Origin of the sequence: Mycobacterium sp. JS623 (genome assembly GCF_000328565.1) — a bacterium.
Lineage (GTDB): Bacteria > Actinomycetota > Actinomycetes > Mycobacteriales > Mycobacteriaceae > Mycobacterium.
The window spans coordinates 4,594,458-4,608,293 of record NC_019966.1; the positions used below are offsets into that span (position 1 = coordinate 4,594,458).

The 13,836-nt window shown below is 64.3% G+C and carries 12 protein-coding genes and 1 pseudogene; 4 read left to right on the forward strand and 9 right to left on the reverse strand.

The window, feature by feature from the left end:
- Positions 1-230 precede the first annotated feature (230 nt).
- Positions 231-1,136, reverse strand: coding sequence for an SDR family oxidoreductase (locus MYCSM_RS22460; RefSeq protein WP_015308466.1), 906 nt, complete (start codon positions 1,134-1,136; stop codon positions 231-233).
- A 23-nt stretch (positions 1,137-1,159) separates the two neighbouring features.
- Positions 1,160-2,293: an acyl-CoA dehydrogenase family protein gene (locus tag MYCSM_RS22465; RefSeq protein WP_015308467.1), complete on the reverse strand. Its 1,134-nt coding sequence runs from the start codon at positions 2,291-2,293 to the stop codon at positions 1,160-1,162.
- Between the two features lie 120 nt (positions 2,294-2,413).
- Here MYCSM_RS22465 and MYCSM_RS22470 point away from each other — a divergent pair, with 120 nt between their 5' ends.
- The 3 genes from MYCSM_RS22470 (at position 2,414) to MYCSM_RS22480 (ending at position 4,880) form a co-directional block, all read left to right on the forward strand.
- Entirely contained in the window at positions 2,414-3,574 is a 1,161-nt protein-coding gene (locus MYCSM_RS22470; RefSeq protein WP_015308468.1) for a LuxR C-terminal-related transcriptional regulator, read from the forward strand.
- A 77-nt stretch (positions 3,575-3,651) separates the two neighbouring features.
- Positions 3,652-4,467 (forward strand): hypothetical protein, encoded by an 816-nt coding sequence (locus MYCSM_RS22475; RefSeq protein WP_015308469.1) that lies wholly within the window; start codon positions 3,652-3,654, stop codon positions 4,465-4,467.
- Between the two features lie 23 nt (positions 4,468-4,490).
- A complete protein-coding gene (locus MYCSM_RS22480) occupies positions 4,491-4,880 on the forward strand; it encodes a DUF2834 domain-containing protein (RefSeq protein WP_015308470.1) in 390 nt (129 codons plus the stop codon).
- 4 nt (positions 4,881-4,884) lie between these two features.
- Here the strand turns inward: MYCSM_RS22480 and MYCSM_RS22485 are convergent, their stop codons facing one another.
- Positions 4,885-8,385 carry a serine/threonine-protein kinase gene (locus MYCSM_RS22485; protein WP_015308471.1) on the reverse strand — a complete coding sequence of 1,167 codons (3,501 nt, stop codon included), beginning with the start codon at positions 8,383-8,385 and terminating at the stop codon, positions 4,885-4,887.
- A gap of 351 nt (positions 8,386-8,736) precedes the next feature.
- On the opposite strand from MYCSM_RS22485, the gene MYCSM_RS38745 reads away from it, so the two are divergent.
- Entirely contained in the window at positions 8,737-8,871 is a 135-nt protein-coding gene (locus tag MYCSM_RS38745) for a hypothetical protein (RefSeq protein WP_257720767.1), read from the forward strand.
- A 99-nt stretch (positions 8,872-8,970) separates the two neighbouring features.
- Here MYCSM_RS38745 and MYCSM_RS22490 read toward each other — a convergent pair.
- From MYCSM_RS22490 to MYCSM_RS22515, 6 genes and pseudogenes are all read right to left on the reverse strand, one after another.
- A pseudogene (locus MYCSM_RS22490) lies at positions 8,971-9,432 on the reverse strand (CAP domain-containing protein); the annotation flags it as partial.
- A gap of 31 nt (positions 9,433-9,463) precedes the next feature.
- The gene (locus tag MYCSM_RS22495; protein WP_041314694.1) at positions 9,464-9,808 is read right to left on the reverse strand and encodes a DUF732 domain-containing protein; all 345 of its coding nucleotides are present in this window, start codon (positions 9,806-9,808) and stop codon (positions 9,464-9,466) included.
- Positions 9,809-9,858: 50 nt separating this feature from the next.
- On the reverse strand, positions 9,859-10,299 hold the full coding sequence (locus MYCSM_RS22500; protein ID WP_157681516.1) for a hypothetical protein: 441 nt from the start codon (positions 10,297-10,299) through the stop codon (positions 9,859-9,861).
- A 227-nt stretch (positions 10,300-10,526) separates the two neighbouring features.
- On the reverse strand, positions 10,527-11,126 hold the full coding sequence (locus tag MYCSM_RS22505; protein WP_051073800.1) for a hypothetical protein: 600 nt from the start codon (positions 11,124-11,126) through the stop codon (positions 10,527-10,529).
- An 85-nt stretch (positions 11,127-11,211) separates the two neighbouring features.
- On the reverse strand, positions 11,212-12,690 hold the full coding sequence (locus MYCSM_RS22510) for an MCE family protein (protein WP_015308477.1): 1,479 nt from the start codon (positions 12,688-12,690) through the stop codon (positions 11,212-11,214).
- Positions 12,691-13,812, reverse strand: coding sequence for a virulence factor Mce family protein (locus MYCSM_RS22515; RefSeq protein WP_442928538.1), 1,122 nt, complete (start codon positions 13,810-13,812; stop codon positions 12,691-12,693). It abuts the gene before it with no gap.
- Positions 13,813-13,836: the final 24 nt, after the last annotated feature.

Here is a 13,836-nt window from a genome sequence, read left to right on the forward strand (position 1 = left end):
CGTCGCTTGGCTACTCGGCGTCGGCACCATTAGCGTTGTGCCCGCCTCCATCCAGCGCGGCCAGGAGCTGGGACCGAATCCGCGTGGACAGCCTCCAGGGAGCGACAACCTGGACCAGACAAGGGATCTACATCCAGAACCTGACGAAGATCGCCGCGCTGACCGCGTCCACCAAGGCAAGTCGCTGACCTCTCTTGAAGCCGCTGACCCGGCGGTCGGTTTGGCCGGTGCTATACCGAGCGTGCCGACTTGGCGGCCGCTGAGGAGGCCTTGCTGCGCTCCCGGGCTTCGGCCCAGTCGGCATCGCTCATCGCCGTGAGACCGGCGAAGGTGTTCGGCCCGGCCAGACGCTGACCACCGTCCATTGCGATGGTTTCGCCGGTCAGGTAGTCGCAGGCGTCCGAGAACGCGAAGATGGTCAGGTTGGCCAACTCGTCGATCGTTCCGGAGCGGCCGAGCGGAATCTGATCCACCTGCGTGGCCCCCACCGAACTCTTGTCGGTCGGGTTGAGCATCTCCCAGGCGTACTCGGTCGGGATGGGTCCGGGCGCAAGGGCGTTGATCCTGATCCCGTATCTCCCCCACTCCACCGCCAGTGACATTGTCATCGCATGCACCGCCGCCTTGGCCATGGCCGACGGCACCACGAATGCCGACCCGGACCACACCCATGTGGTGAGGTTCGACAGCACCGCACCGGGCAGACCCGCCGCGATCCAGCGCTTGCCGACGGCCACTGTGGTGTTGAACGAACCCGTCATCACAGTCGACGTCACCGCCTCGAAAGCCCGCTGACTCAGCGTGGCAGTCGGGGCGATGAAGTTGGCCGCGGCGTTGTTGAGCAGCCCGGTCAGCGGCCCGTGCCGCTCCCAGATCTCGCTGACTGCAGCGTCCACCGACGCGGAATCGCGCACATCGACGGCCTGATAGTGTGCCGCGCCCGCACGGCCGCCGGCGACCTCCTCGGCGGCCTCGGCCAATACCGCCTCGCGTCTGCCCCACAAGTGCACCTGGGCGCCGTAGCTGACCAGGTGCGCCGCCACCCCCCGGCCCAGGCCGGTCCCGCCGCCGGTGATCAGGATCCTTTTGTCCGCCAACAGGTCAGGTGCGAAGATGTCGCGCTTCGTTGCGCTCATGGTCGCTGTCCCTTCTCGTCGGCCTACAGGCCGAGGCTCTTGCCGATGATTTCGCGTTGAATCCCGTTGGCGCCACCGTAGATCGGCGGCGCCAACGCCTTGCGAACCTGCATCTCCATGCCGAACTCCACGGTGTAACCGTTCCCACCCATCAGCTGAAGACCTTCCAGGGCCACCGTTTTGGCTACCTCGGTGCACTTCAGTTTGGCCATCGAGCCCTCGCGGGCCAATTGGTCTTCCAAGCCGGCGTCGATCTGTTCGGCTACGTGGTAGACGAAGGCCCGGCAATACTCAATCTCGGTGGCGAGATCGGCGATGGTGTGCCGGACCGCCTGGAAGGCGCCGATGGGTTTGCCGAACTGCTCACGAGTGCGCACGTAGGTGATGGTGTCTTCCAGCGACCGGCGTGCCGCCCCGAGTGACATCGCTGCGATGATGAGCCGTTCCACGTTAAGCCCACGCATCAAGCGGTGCCAGGCATCGCCGATGCCGCCGATGACGTTGGCCACCGGGATCGACACGTCGGTGAAGAACACGTCGTTGACGGTGTGGCCGTCCATCGTCGCGATCGGCCGGATATCCAGGCCAGGCGTGTCCGTCGTGAGGTATAGCAGCGTCAGCCCGTTGTGCTTACCGACGGTGGAGTCGGTGCGCGTGAGCACCAGCAGGTGGTCGGCCAGATGCGCGGCGGTGATCCAGGTCTTCTGGCCGTTGACGACGAACCGGTCGCCGTCACGCACCGCCTTGGTGACCACGCCGCTGAGGTCGGACCCAGCACCGGGCTCGGAGAGTGCGATGGCTTCGAAGTGGCCGCTGCACAGATTGCCCAACACTTCTTTCTTCTGCTGCTCATCACCGTGCCGCAGATAGGTCTGGGCGGCGGTCAGCCCCGTGCCGTAGGCATGGATCGGCGCCAGACCGCGGGCGGTCTCCTCGAGGAAGATGCACTCTTCGACCATCCCAGCGCCCCCACCACCGTAGTCGGCGGGTAGCGATACCCCAAGCCAGCCCAGCTCGGCGAACTGTTTGAGGATCTGCGGGCTATTCGACAGCCGTCCACCATCGGTGAGCGCCTCGCGCTGTTGGGCCGTGGCGCAGTTTCTCGCACAGAACTGCTCGATCGCGGTGGCGAATTCCAACTGATCGGTGGTGAACATCTCGGCGCCATGCCTCTCATCGTCGAACGACAGAGCTATTCGGTCTGACCATATCAAATGTTTGACATTTAAGCCACGCCGAGGCACTCTTGTGGTGCCCGTCACACCAGAGGAGAAGTGATGCTGGCGAACCGCACGACCCAAGCTGCAGATGACATCGATCGCGCCCGTGAGATCGTCCGTCTGACCCGACACGTTCTCAACGGACGCGAACTCTGTCCCAGCTTCGGCGACGATGACCTTAACGCCGCCGATGCGGCGCTATCCGCGGCCCGGCGGGCGCTGTGCGAGTACCTCGAAGGCTCCCTTACGGCTCAGCACGACGGGTGCCACGCCGAGATCGCGGCGTTGCTGCTGCGGTCGGAACTGGCGCAAGTATCGCTGAAGGACGCCATCCTGGCCCGCCACAACCAGATGATGGTCGGCGCGCAGGAAGCACTGAGCGGATTGCGTGGCATGGCGTCCGCTGCCGCCCTCGCCGAGCGCGCACCCGCGGCGGCGTGCCGGATGGGATTCAGCCGAATCCTGTTTTCCGTTATACGCGAGGGCAATTGGATCGCATGCTCGGCATGGGCGGGCGAGGACGAGGAGTTCGCCCAGGCCATGGTCCGGGCCGGTGCGGCTAATCCGCGGCGCCTGACCGGTCAGCTGCTGGAAAACGAGATGGTACGGCGTTCGGTTCCCATCCTGGTCCGCAACCCACAGTCCAACCCTCGCGTTCACCCCGAACTGGTCGCGGTGACCAACACGATGTCCTACGTGGCGGCACCCGTGCTCGGTTGGGGCAGACCGATCGGACTTCTGCACGCCGACCGCACCGAGCGTCCAGGCGTGTATGAGATTGATCGAGATGTGCTGGGAATATTCGCCGAGGGCCTCGGTATCGCATTCGAACGGAACCTGATGATGGACCGCCTCCAGGCGATGCGCCGAGCCGCCGACGCACACCTGCGCGCGGCGAACGCGCTCGCCGACGACTTCACACTCGAAGTGATCGAGCGCGCCGGCCCTGCCTGCGCACCGGTGGAACGGCTGTCGCAGACACCAGAACCGCTGCAGCATAAGACATTCAGCCAGGCCAGCGGCCATCTCAGCGACCTGACCGCCCGAGAAATCGACGTGTTGCGTGGTCTGGCCACCGGTCGGACCAACGCGCAGATCGCTCTGAGTTTATTCGTGGCGGAGGGCACCGTGAAATCACATGTCAAACACATCTTGCGAAAGCTGGGCGCGGCCAACCGAACCGATGCGGTCGCCAGGTATCACCAGCTGCGCGCGTGACGCCACTCTCTTCAGAGGGATCCAAAAGCCCCTCGTCGGGGGACGCGACTTTCGCCGTGTGCCCATAGCGTGACTGTGTGCCGCCGGTCGATCACGCGCTGAATCTCACCACGCAGGCGATCCTGACGTATGGCAGCTGGGCGCTGACCGCTGTGATCCTTGGGCTGGCCATTCGGATGGGGACGCGAGAGCGCACTCCTTTTTACGCGCTCATGGTGTTGGCCGCCATGGTCGGCGCCTTCGCCGAGCCGCTCTACGACGTGGCGATGATGCTCTACTTCTACTCGACAGAGGGCATGTTCACGCATTTCACCGCTTTCGGCGTCCCGCAGCCGATCTGGACGCACAGTGGCTACGTGGTCTTGTACGCCAGCCCAGCAATCTTCATCGCCCGCGCAATCGGGCGGGGGACACTTACCCGGCACGGAGTCTACATCTGGGCCGGCGTCGAGCTGCTGATGTCCATGGTGTTCGAAATGGTCGGCATAAACGGAGGCACGTACAGTTACTGGGGGCCACACGTCTTCCGGATCTTGCAGTACCCGTTGGTGATTGGCGTACTTGAGGCCGCTCAAGTGATCTGCTTCGCCGTGGCGGCATCGCGGCTGCGCGCCCGCTGCGGCAGTCAGTGGCAACTGCTGACTCTGTTCGTCCTGTTTCCGTTCACATTCTTCGGCGCCAACTTCGGCGCGGGCTGGCCCACCATCATCGCCGTGCACCTCGAGCACCCCTCGACGCCAATGATCGCGACGGCAACCGGGCTCAGCATCGGCTTCGCGGTCGTGCTGGTGCGCACGGCGGCGTCTTTTCTGCCGCAAAGATCAGCCACGGGTGACAAGGAAGGCGCCGTGAGGGGATCAGTCGAAACACCCACGCAGCCGCATCCCATCTAGTCAGTCACTCAAGGAACTTGTCTATGGCCGCATCCACACCGACGAACGTCCGTCACGCCTTCTACCTCATTGTCGGGGCCGCGGCGCTGGTGCTGACCTGGCCACACGCATTTTCCTGGATGGCGGCCGGCGGAAACATCCTCAACCCGGTCGCGTTCTTTGGTGACGCGCTGGCGGCCGGCGGCACCGCCGCCTTCCTCACCATCGACATGGCCATAGCGTGGCTGGTGTTCATGGTGTGGGTCGTGACCGACAGCAAGCGGATCGGACTGGGGTACAAGTGGGGCTGGACCTTCGTGGCCTTGTCCTACATCGGCGTATCGATGGCTTTCCCGGTGTATCTGGTCACCCGTGAGCGCTACCTCGACAAGCGCGCCCGCACCCGCGAGTTGACCGCCCAGCCGAACCTGTGATGCGTCAGCGATCTGAGGTCTCGACCAAATTCGACACGAAATCGCGAAGGTTGGCTGGCTGGGCCTGATCCGCAAGACTGGACCCGCCGGTGTCGGCGGCGTCCTGGGCCAGGCGAACCATCTGCGGCCCCTCGTCGATGAGCAACTGGCTAAGCCCAAGCGCGGCACAGGTTCTCAACGCGGGACCTAGGACGCGGATCGCCTCGTCGTGATTGCCGGCAGCATCGAGACAGTGCGCGAGTAGCAGTCTCGCGCGAAGGCGGGCACGGGGGCGGTCATTTTGATCGGCCCGTTGAAGGCAAGCCCGGGCTCGCCCGACGGCTTCGTCACACGCCGAAGGTGTCCCCTCGATCAACTTCATTCGGATCTGTGCAGCCTCGACGAGTTCGGCTGTGTCGCCGTCGGTGTCGCCGAGGCGTTCGGAACTCGAAAGCGTGATTCGCTGTGCGACAAGCTCGTCGACGGGCTCACCCGACAGCGCGGCGATCCGGACACTGTCAAGGAGCAACCCGGCCTGCAACCGCGGGAGTTGCAGTCGCTTGGCGATATCGAGGCCCTCGGCGAGTCGGCTGTGCGCGGCCGCTGCGTCACCTCGGGAAAACTTCAGCAGCGCTCCGGTCCCGAAACTCGCAAGCATGAAGTCGACGATTCCGCCTTCGGCGCCCAACTCATATGCGTCGTCGAGCAGTGCTTCGGCTTCGTGGAGTTGGCCGTGTTCGTACCACAGCTCTCCCAACAGTGCTCCGCCGAGCTTTGCGACGTAGGCGGGGCGACCCGACGGCAGGAGCGCGATACGCATCGCGTGCCGCAGGTGGGCTTCGGCGCCAGCGATGTCGAGCTGCTCGTTGGCGGCAAGCGCGGCAAAACAGTAGCCGTAGCTCACGCTCAGTGTGCCGGAGATCCGATCGTGGAACTGGCGTCCCCACCGCTGCCAGCGCAGCGCGTCATCGAAGTCTGACGCCCGAAGCGCACGAAAGGATGCGAGGTCGGCCGCGCGGCACAGAATGAAGGGCCGTAGCGTGTCGGACCTGTCGACGCACGCCTCAACGGCGGCTACGGTGACGCCGTCGACGCGGTCCTGGAAGGCGGCGATCACGGCGCGAATCAGGTTCATCTCGGCGCGCAGGTCGCCAGCTTCATCCGTTGCGGCCGCGTCCATGCCCAATTCGGCCAGATGTAGCGCCTCCTCGACGGCCGCCAGTCGGTGAAGGACGACATTCGCCCACGCGAGGTCGACTTGAAGCCTCGGGCGCGCGTCGGCATATTGGGCAGGCAGCTTGGCCGCAAGCCCGATCAACGTGCTCATCTGAGACTGTTCCATCAGATCGGTGGCTGCGCGCTCGACAGCGTCCACCGCCTGCCGAGCCTGACCACCGAGGATCAAGTGATCGACAGCCTGGCTGAGCATTTGGTGTTCGGCGAACCACTGCGCGGCTCTGCGGTGTAGCTGTGGTATCCGATCTTCTGCGTCTCGTTCGAGGCGGTGCAGCAGGTACTCGGCGAATAGGTGGTGGTATTCGAACCAGGTTCCCTCGACGTCGGTCCTGCGCAGAAACAGGTCACGTCTCGCGATCTCTTCGAGCAGGTTTCGGCTGCGGCGGTTGTCGGTCAGCGCGGTGGCAAGACCGCTGCAGACCTGTTTGGGGATGCAGGTCGCGAGCAGAAAATCGAGCAGATCCGGTTCGAGGCTGTCCAGGACGTTCGATGCCAGGTACTCGCCCAAAGCTTCGTTGCGCCCGGACAGATGCTCGATGAGCGCGGCCGGATCGGCCTGCTCACGCAGCGTCAGCGACGCCAGCTGCAATGCCGCGGCCCACCCGTCTGTGCACTCCTCCAACTCGGCTATGTGTGCTGCGGTCAGGTGCAGGCCGCATTGATCGACCAGCATCGCCTGGGATTCGGAGGTGTCGAAGCGTAGATGCGTGGCGTCGATTTCGACGAGTTCACCCTGGACACGAAGCGTGCTGAGCGCAAGGCCGGTGCGGTTTCGGCTTGCGACAACCACATGGAGGTGATGGCAGCTGTTTTCGAGCAGGTAGGTCAGCGCGTCGGTGGTTTCGGTGTTCTGTACGCGATGCCAGTCGTCGAGCACCAAGACGAGGGTTTCTTTGTCGTGGTGCAGGTGATCGATCAAGGCGTTGAGCACATAGTGCTGCGCGTTGTCCACATGTCCGTCGAACTCTTGCTGTAGCGCGTCGGCCAGGTCGGGCATCGTGCGCCGGATCGCCTCGATCAGATGGGCGAGAAACCAGCCCACATTGTTGTCGTCGCTGTCGATGGCCAACCACGCGCCCTTCAGACCATCGCGGGTAAGGGCTTCGCCCCACTGCGCGGCCAGGGTGCTCTTGCCGTAGCCGGCGGGGGCGTGAATGAGCACCAGCTTTGGTCGTCGTCCCGAACCGAGGCGCTCAAGGATTCGGTGCCGCCGAACCGTGGGGCGCGTGAAGGTGGGCGGACGAAACCGCGTCGGCGCGCTCGGCGGATAGTGCGCACTCCGCATCGAGTACGCGCCGGGCGACCGTGGTCCACGCGGACCCGAGTGTCCGAGTGCTGTCGGTCCGGCCATGCCGATATCGGCGGCGGCCCCGTCTGCCTGCGCCGGCAGGGGCGACAACTCGAGCGGAACATCGGCGATGGTGAGCCCGACGTGAGCGCCTGCCGCACGCAGGATCTCCCCGAACGCCACGGCAGAGGCGGGTCGGCGGGCGGGGTCGGTATCCAGTGCGAGTTCCAATGCCGAGCTAACCGGGTCGGGCACGCCATTGGCACGCAGATCCGGGATCGGGCCCGCCAGCACGCGACGAGCAAAGGCGATGGGGTTCTCGCCGGGGCGAAACTTGAATGGCGGTTCGCCATTGAGCAGTGAGAAGAGGGTGGCGGCCAACCCATAAACGTCGGTGGCGACCGACGCGGCGCCTCCCTCGAACAGCTCGGGCGCGGTGTACGACGGGGATCCGACCAAGATGTTCGCCGCCGTCTCGCGGCTGCCCGCGATGCGCGCAATGCCGAAGTCGCCGAGTTGCGGTTCACCGTAATTGGTGAGCAGGACGTTGGGCGGCTTGACGTCCCGATGAAGAACGCCGGCTCTGTGAGCGGTTTCCAGGGCACCGGCCAATCGCACCCCGATTGTCAACGCCTCGTGGACCTCGAGCGGCCCGTGGCCCTTGATCCAGGAGCCCAGCGTGTCGCGACTGTGATAGGGCATCACGATGTACGGACGGCCCGTGAAGGTCAGGCCGCTGTGCAGGACCGGCACGATGTTCGGATGCCCTGACACCCGCCCCATCGCGCGCTGCTCGCGGGCGAAATGCTCGAGGTCGAGATCGTCGCGATCGGAATTGAGTACCTTGATCGCCACGACGCGATCCAATGACGGCTGCTCGCAGCGATAGACGACACCGAAGCCGCCTCGGCCGACGGGCTGGGCATCTTCGTAACCCTCGGCCTCGAGCTCAGCGACGATTCCGGTAGCGAGCCTGCGCTGTGTGTCGTCGGGACTACTCATCGCCACTCCCCGCTCGCCCGACAAGCGCTGCCGGTGCGGATCTGATCCGACCGCCAGGGCAACTGGATCGTACGACCCGTATCCGCGCTCCCATCGCCATCCTTTGCTGCGGCAGTTTCACCGTACTCCGGGCTCCTCGAACGGCAACGTCGTTTTGACACCGCCATCGCCGACCGATTTGCCCCCTTGGGGAGACGAGAACTGCTCGATGGGGAGACGCGCATCGGGGAGAACGTGACGAGACTGGGAGAACAACAACATCAGGCAGGCGGTGCACGAAGCGCCGTCGGAATTCAGAACTTATGCCCACCGCGCAGAAATGAGAGCTAAACCGTGTCGCAGTATTTCACCATGATCGGCTTCCTTCTGATGGTCATGTCCCCTCCCCTCATCCCGGCGGTCGTCGGCATAGTCCACCGCAGCGTCCGCGGTGTCCGCGCCGTCGCCAACTGGCGCGCGGCGCGGCTGGCCGCGTCGCTGCCCTAGCCCGGCAAATCCCGCGACACCACGGAACACGTTGCGGCGGAATGCGTTCCGGCAAAGGTGCGCCCCTTGTGGGCGCACCTTTTCCTGTTAGCGCTATTGCGGTTGTCCGTACACGGCGACGACGACGGTGCGATCAAGGCTGTTCTGTGACCACACGCCGATGTTGGTGTAGGCACAGTTCTGCATGATCGCGAGATATGCCGGGTTGTAATACCACTGATTGATCAGTTCGATGCCGCTGATCGCCAGCGCGGGATTGATCGCCACGGTCTCAGCCACCGTCCCGTGAAATCCCGCCGCCGCGGCCCGATCTTGTGGTGTCGATGCGTCAGAACCGATGTCGCCGTCGAGGTTTCGGTTGTTGAGGACGTCGTCGGTGTGCCATTGTGCGGCCAACCGCAGCTGCGGATTGATCTTGATGTCGTTGGTGCAGCCCGCCTGGTGCTGGACGGTGTAAACATTGGCAACCACCCCGTCATTGAGGCGCTTGTTGTCGGCATGTGCGGCTGGGGTGCACGGCACTGTCACCGCACCGATGGCCACCAAGGTAGCCAATGTCAGGCGCCGATACCGCATCTCGGTTTCCCTTCCATCATCCGACTGGGGGCGGCCGGTAATGTGCCGCCGAGTTCCGCAGCTGCCAGATCTGTGCCGGGCACAGCTCGTTGACAGCCTGATTGATCAGATACGACGCTTGATATTCATCCGAGGTTTCGAAGTCGGCCTTGACCTCACCCATGACCTGTGCGTAGGCGCGGCCGGCCGACACCTTGTCACAGATGCCGTACCCGTAGCCAAGGGCAGCGTTGGCGGTGGGGAAGCTGTAGCCAGGCCGCACATGCACATTGACCAGGTAGGCCACTACGTCGGCACGCGCACATGGAGCCAGCCCCAACATCGCGGCGCCGGCCACCGCGCAGGCCGCCAAGACGCCCATCGACGACATGGTCGATGAACGGTCGATCACCGCTCGCATCGGCCCCGACATCACACGGGGGCGAATTGTGAGATCAGCCAACGGCCGTCGATGTTGTCGAGCGTGACGCGAACGCTGGATGCGGTGTTGGTCGGCGCGGTGTGACCGACGATGACGGTCTGATTGACGTACAGCAGCACGTCGGCGTGGCTGGCGGTCTGCGACGTCAGCGCTGCGGCCGCGACGGTGGCCTTCGCCGATATCTGCTTTTGTTTAGCGCCAGGAATCACCACATCACGGGTCAACGAGGTGTAGGCGTCCAGGAACTTTCCGGTCATGCGGCTCTTGGCCGCTTCGAGGTCCTTGTCGACGGTCTCCGGCCGGTAGGACAGCAGGGCGACGGTGCCGTCGACCGCGGCCTGCACGGATGGCGGGTGGGCTGCCAGGTCCTCGCGCAGGGTGGCCTCCTGCCACTTCAAATAGCCTGCGGCCGATGCGATAAGCAACGCCAATGCCGGTAGGAGGGCGTAGGCGACGACCCGCGACCAACCATCGCGCCGGCTTGGCGGCCGCTCATCGTTGTGCGCTTCGTCTGCGTATGGAGCTGTCGCGGATGCGCCGATATCGTCGTTGCTGTCGTCGATCTCGTCGACAGCAGGGGCCGTTGACGTCGATGTGGGCGGGTCGTCGACGGATTCGGAATCTGTGGGGCCGCCGGCGCGGTGGGACGTCGGCCACCTCATTGCACGAACTCCACGTTAGACACCTTCGCTTGGTCGCCGACGTGCTGAACGGTGATGCGCAGTCGCCATCCATGCGGATCCGGCTGCGGTGCACCGGCATTCGACGTCGTCACGGTCACGGCTACCAATACCTGAGCGCTGTCGGCGGACTGTGACTCCAGTCCTGCGTCGGTGACCGTGCCGACCGTGGACGATTGCGATTTCTTGACCACATCGATGAACGGCTGTGCACGCTTGGCGAAGTCGTCGTAGAACCCTCCAGTGGCCCCGTCCAGAATGCGCTGCACATCACGATCGGCCTGCTGCCAGTCGATCGTCGTCAAATTCGTCGCGCCCTGCCTGGCCGCCTGTAGGAATTGGCTTCGCTCAGAAAGACTTTGGTGCGCCTGGTAGGCGCGAAAGCCCAACCACCCCGCCAGTGTCGCCAAGGCGACAACAGCTGCAGCGCCGACCACTATCGCTCGCCTCACCGTTGAGACAGGTGCTTTCGGCCTCGCAGCGGGCGCACCGTCTGCGTTGTCTGTGGCGGGCTCTGCCGAGTAGTCCTGGATGTCGAGGACATCGTCTATATCGGTGCGTTCAGTTGCTAGCGGCATACCGTTGTTCCGTTCATTGTCGTGGACGAAGGTGTCGCAGGACGCCCCTCGGTGGTCACGAAATGCCGTTGCGCCGCTGCGGTATTCAGCCCGCTGGCGGGGGCAGCAGCATGTTCTGCCATGTCTTCTCCTCTGGCGCAGGCTGGCCCAAGTCGGATTGGGTGTAGACCTTTCCGTCGGGGCCGACATACTTGCCGGTTGCTGGGTCGTATTCTGCGGTGGCGATCGGCGGCGGGGCGGGTCCCGCCGATGTTGGCGGGGCAGGACCGGGTGCGGCTGCAGGCGGCGTTCCGGGCGGCAACTGTGGGATGTCCTGACCAGACAGCGTGGCGTTGGGGTCGCCCTTCCAGTTGTAGCCGTCGTTGAGCGGCACATACTGCTCGTCGCTTTCGCACATCTTCACCGTCGGTGCGCGCTTGCCCGGCACTGTTTCGCACGGGATGTTGCGGGCACCGCGCACATTGAACGGCGAGTCCTGCGGGACCCTGCAATACAGGTCGCCGGGTGCGCGGTCGGGAGCGTCCTGGAACGTGGGTATCCGCTGCTGCTGTGCCGGCAGGAAACCGGTGGTGCATGGCGGCGGCAGGTTGAGGTTGAGGTTGAAGCTCAGGTATTGGCCTTTGTAGTCCTGCTTGGTGTTGACGTTGGCCACCAAGCCCGCCTGGCCGTAGGCGACGGACTGAGGCAGCAATACCAGCAGCTGCTCGATGTCGTTTTGGTAAGTCAGCCCGACCTGGCCAATGCTGGCTATATTCGCCAGCAGAATCGGCAACGTCGGTTTTAGCCGCTCGACCAGCTGGCGTACCTCGCCGGCGGCGGGGCCGCCCTTGTCGATGACGCCGGCGACGTCGGCGTCATGCTTCTGCAACTCACTGGTGACGGTGGCCAGGTTTGACGCCCACGCCTGAATCGCATCGGACGTGTTGGTCTGCGAATCCAGGACCGGCTTGGATTGGTCGATCAGTGCGATCAGTGGGTCCAGATTCTTGCGTGCCTCGATGGCCAGCTCGGATGAGCCCTTGACCAGGCGGGACAGTTCGGGGCCGAGACCGCCCACGGCGGTGTAGGACTCGTCGATGACGGTCTTCAGGTTCTCGCGAGGCACTGCCTTCAGACCGTTGTTCAGGGTGTCGAGCAGCGAGTTGATGTCGGGCGGCACAGTGCTGTCGGCTACCGGAATCACGTCGCCGTTCTTCAGCGGAGCTGAGGTGCCGTTGCGGGGCAGCAACTCGACGAACTGTTCACCGATCGCCGTCTGGCTGTGCACTTCGGCCTTGAGATCCGATGGGATGTCGATCCCGGATTTCAGCGACAACTGCGCTTCGACACCGCTGTCGGTCAGGTGCACCGATTGGACCCGGCCCACCTCGGTGCCGCGATAGGTGACATTGCCGGTGCTGTAGAGCCCGCCGGTTTCCGGCAGTTGCAAGGTCACCGTATAGCGGCCGACACCGAATACCCTGGCCGGCAATTTCATGAAGTGAAGCGCCATTGTGGCCATCGCAACGAGCGCGATCACGGCAAAGAGGGCCAGTTGGATTTTCATCCGTCGAGGTAAATGCATTTATGGCCCCTGATCCCAGCGGTACGGGATGGTCAGCGGGTTGCCCGGGTTGTTCGGCCCCCCGGCGGTGCACGGACTCGGATATTGGCCGATCGTGCGGCCCCACTGGAGCTCCAGCTCGGTCAGATCGCATTCCCACCGGGTTCCGGTGAAGAATCCCGAGTCGATGCGGCTCAGCGTCAGGTCGACGATCGCCGTGAGATTGGCGTAGTCGCCTCGCTGCCATTTCTCGATCGTCTCGTTCGGGAACGGGTAGGTGGGAATCAGGCCGAGTGATCGCGTGAGGCTGGGGCCGGCGTTGGCCAGCGACTCCAACACGGGTCCGATCTGTCTCAGCTCCTTGACCAGGTTTTCCTTGGTTTGGTTGACCGTGTCGACGGTCAAGGCACTGAACTTGCCGAGCTGATCGGCGGCCTCGACGAGGTTGTCCCGCTCGTTGTTGAGCACCGCGAGTGCATCGGGAATGGTGTTGAGCGCCTTGTCCAGAACGGGTTTGCGCGCGGCGAGCTTTCCAGTCAGCTGGTTCAGGCTGTCGGTGGCCGCGATGATGTCACCGGTCTGGTCGTTGACGTATGCGGTGAACTTGTCCAGTTGCTCGATCAGGCTTCTCAGGTCCTTCTCCCGGCCCCGGAACGCGGTGCTGAATGCCTCGGTGATGTCCTGCACCTGGCCCAGCCCGCCACCGTTGAGCACCATTGACAGCGCCGCAAGCGTCTGCTCGACCGTCGGAAAGGCTCCGCCGTGCGACAGCGGAATCAGTGAGCCGTTGTGCAGCTTGCCCTGCGGTGGGGCGTCCGTCGGTGGTGCCAGCTCGACGTGCAACGATCCCAGCAAGCTGGTCTGGCCGAGCTTGATGGTCGCATTGGCGGGCATGTCGACACCGCCGTTGAGCTTCATCGTCAGCAGCGCGTGCCAGTCCTGGCGCTCAATCTTGGTCACGGTGCCCACCGTTACGTCTGCGACCCGTACTCGTGCATTCGGCTGCAGGTTGCTGATGTCCGGCATCTGTGCCTGGATCTCGAAGGAGCCGGGGCCGCCGCCCTGAGTGCCCGGCAGCGAGAGCGTGTTGAGCCCGCGCCAGCTGGCGCAGCCGGACGCCGCGGCCAACACCACGATCGTCATCGCCAGGTGTATCGCCAAGCGGCG

Coding starts and splice junctions, on each gene's coding strand:
- MYCSM_RS22460 (WP_015308466.1), bottom strand. CDS start 1,136: ATGAGCGCAACGAAGCGCGACATCTTCGCACCTGACCTGTTGGCGGAC.
- MYCSM_RS22465 (WP_015308467.1), bottom strand. CDS start 2,293: ATGTTCACCACCGATCAGTTGGAATTCGCCACCGCGATCGAGCAGTTC.
- MYCSM_RS22470 (WP_015308468.1), top strand. CDS start 2,414: ATGCTGGCGAACCGCACGACCCAAGCTGCAGATGACATCGATCGCGCC.
- MYCSM_RS22480 (WP_015308470.1), top strand. CDS start 4,491: ATGGCCGCATCCACACCGACGAACGTCCGTCACGCCTTCTACCTCATT.
- MYCSM_RS22485 (WP_015308471.1), bottom strand. CDS start 8,385: ATGAGTAGTCCCGACGACACACAGCGCAGGCTCGCTACCGGAATCGTC.
- MYCSM_RS38745 (WP_257720767.1), top strand. CDS start 8,737: ATGATCGGCTTCCTTCTGATGGTCATGTCCCCTCCCCTCATCCCGGCG.
- MYCSM_RS22495 (WP_041314694.1), bottom strand. CDS start 9,808: ATGGGCGTCTTGGCGGCCTGCGCGGTGGCCGGCGCCGCGATGTTGGGG.
- MYCSM_RS22505 (WP_051073800.1), bottom strand. CDS start 11,126: ATGCCGCTAGCAACTGAACGCACCGATATAGACGATGTCCTCGACATC.
- MYCSM_RS22510 (WP_015308477.1), bottom strand. CDS start 12,690: ATGCATTTACCTCGACGGATGAAAATCCAACTGGCCCTCTTTGCCGTG.
- MYCSM_RS22515 (WP_442928538.1), bottom strand. CDS start 13,812: ATGACGATCGTGGTGTTGGCCGCGGCGTCCGGCTGCGCCAGCTGGCGC.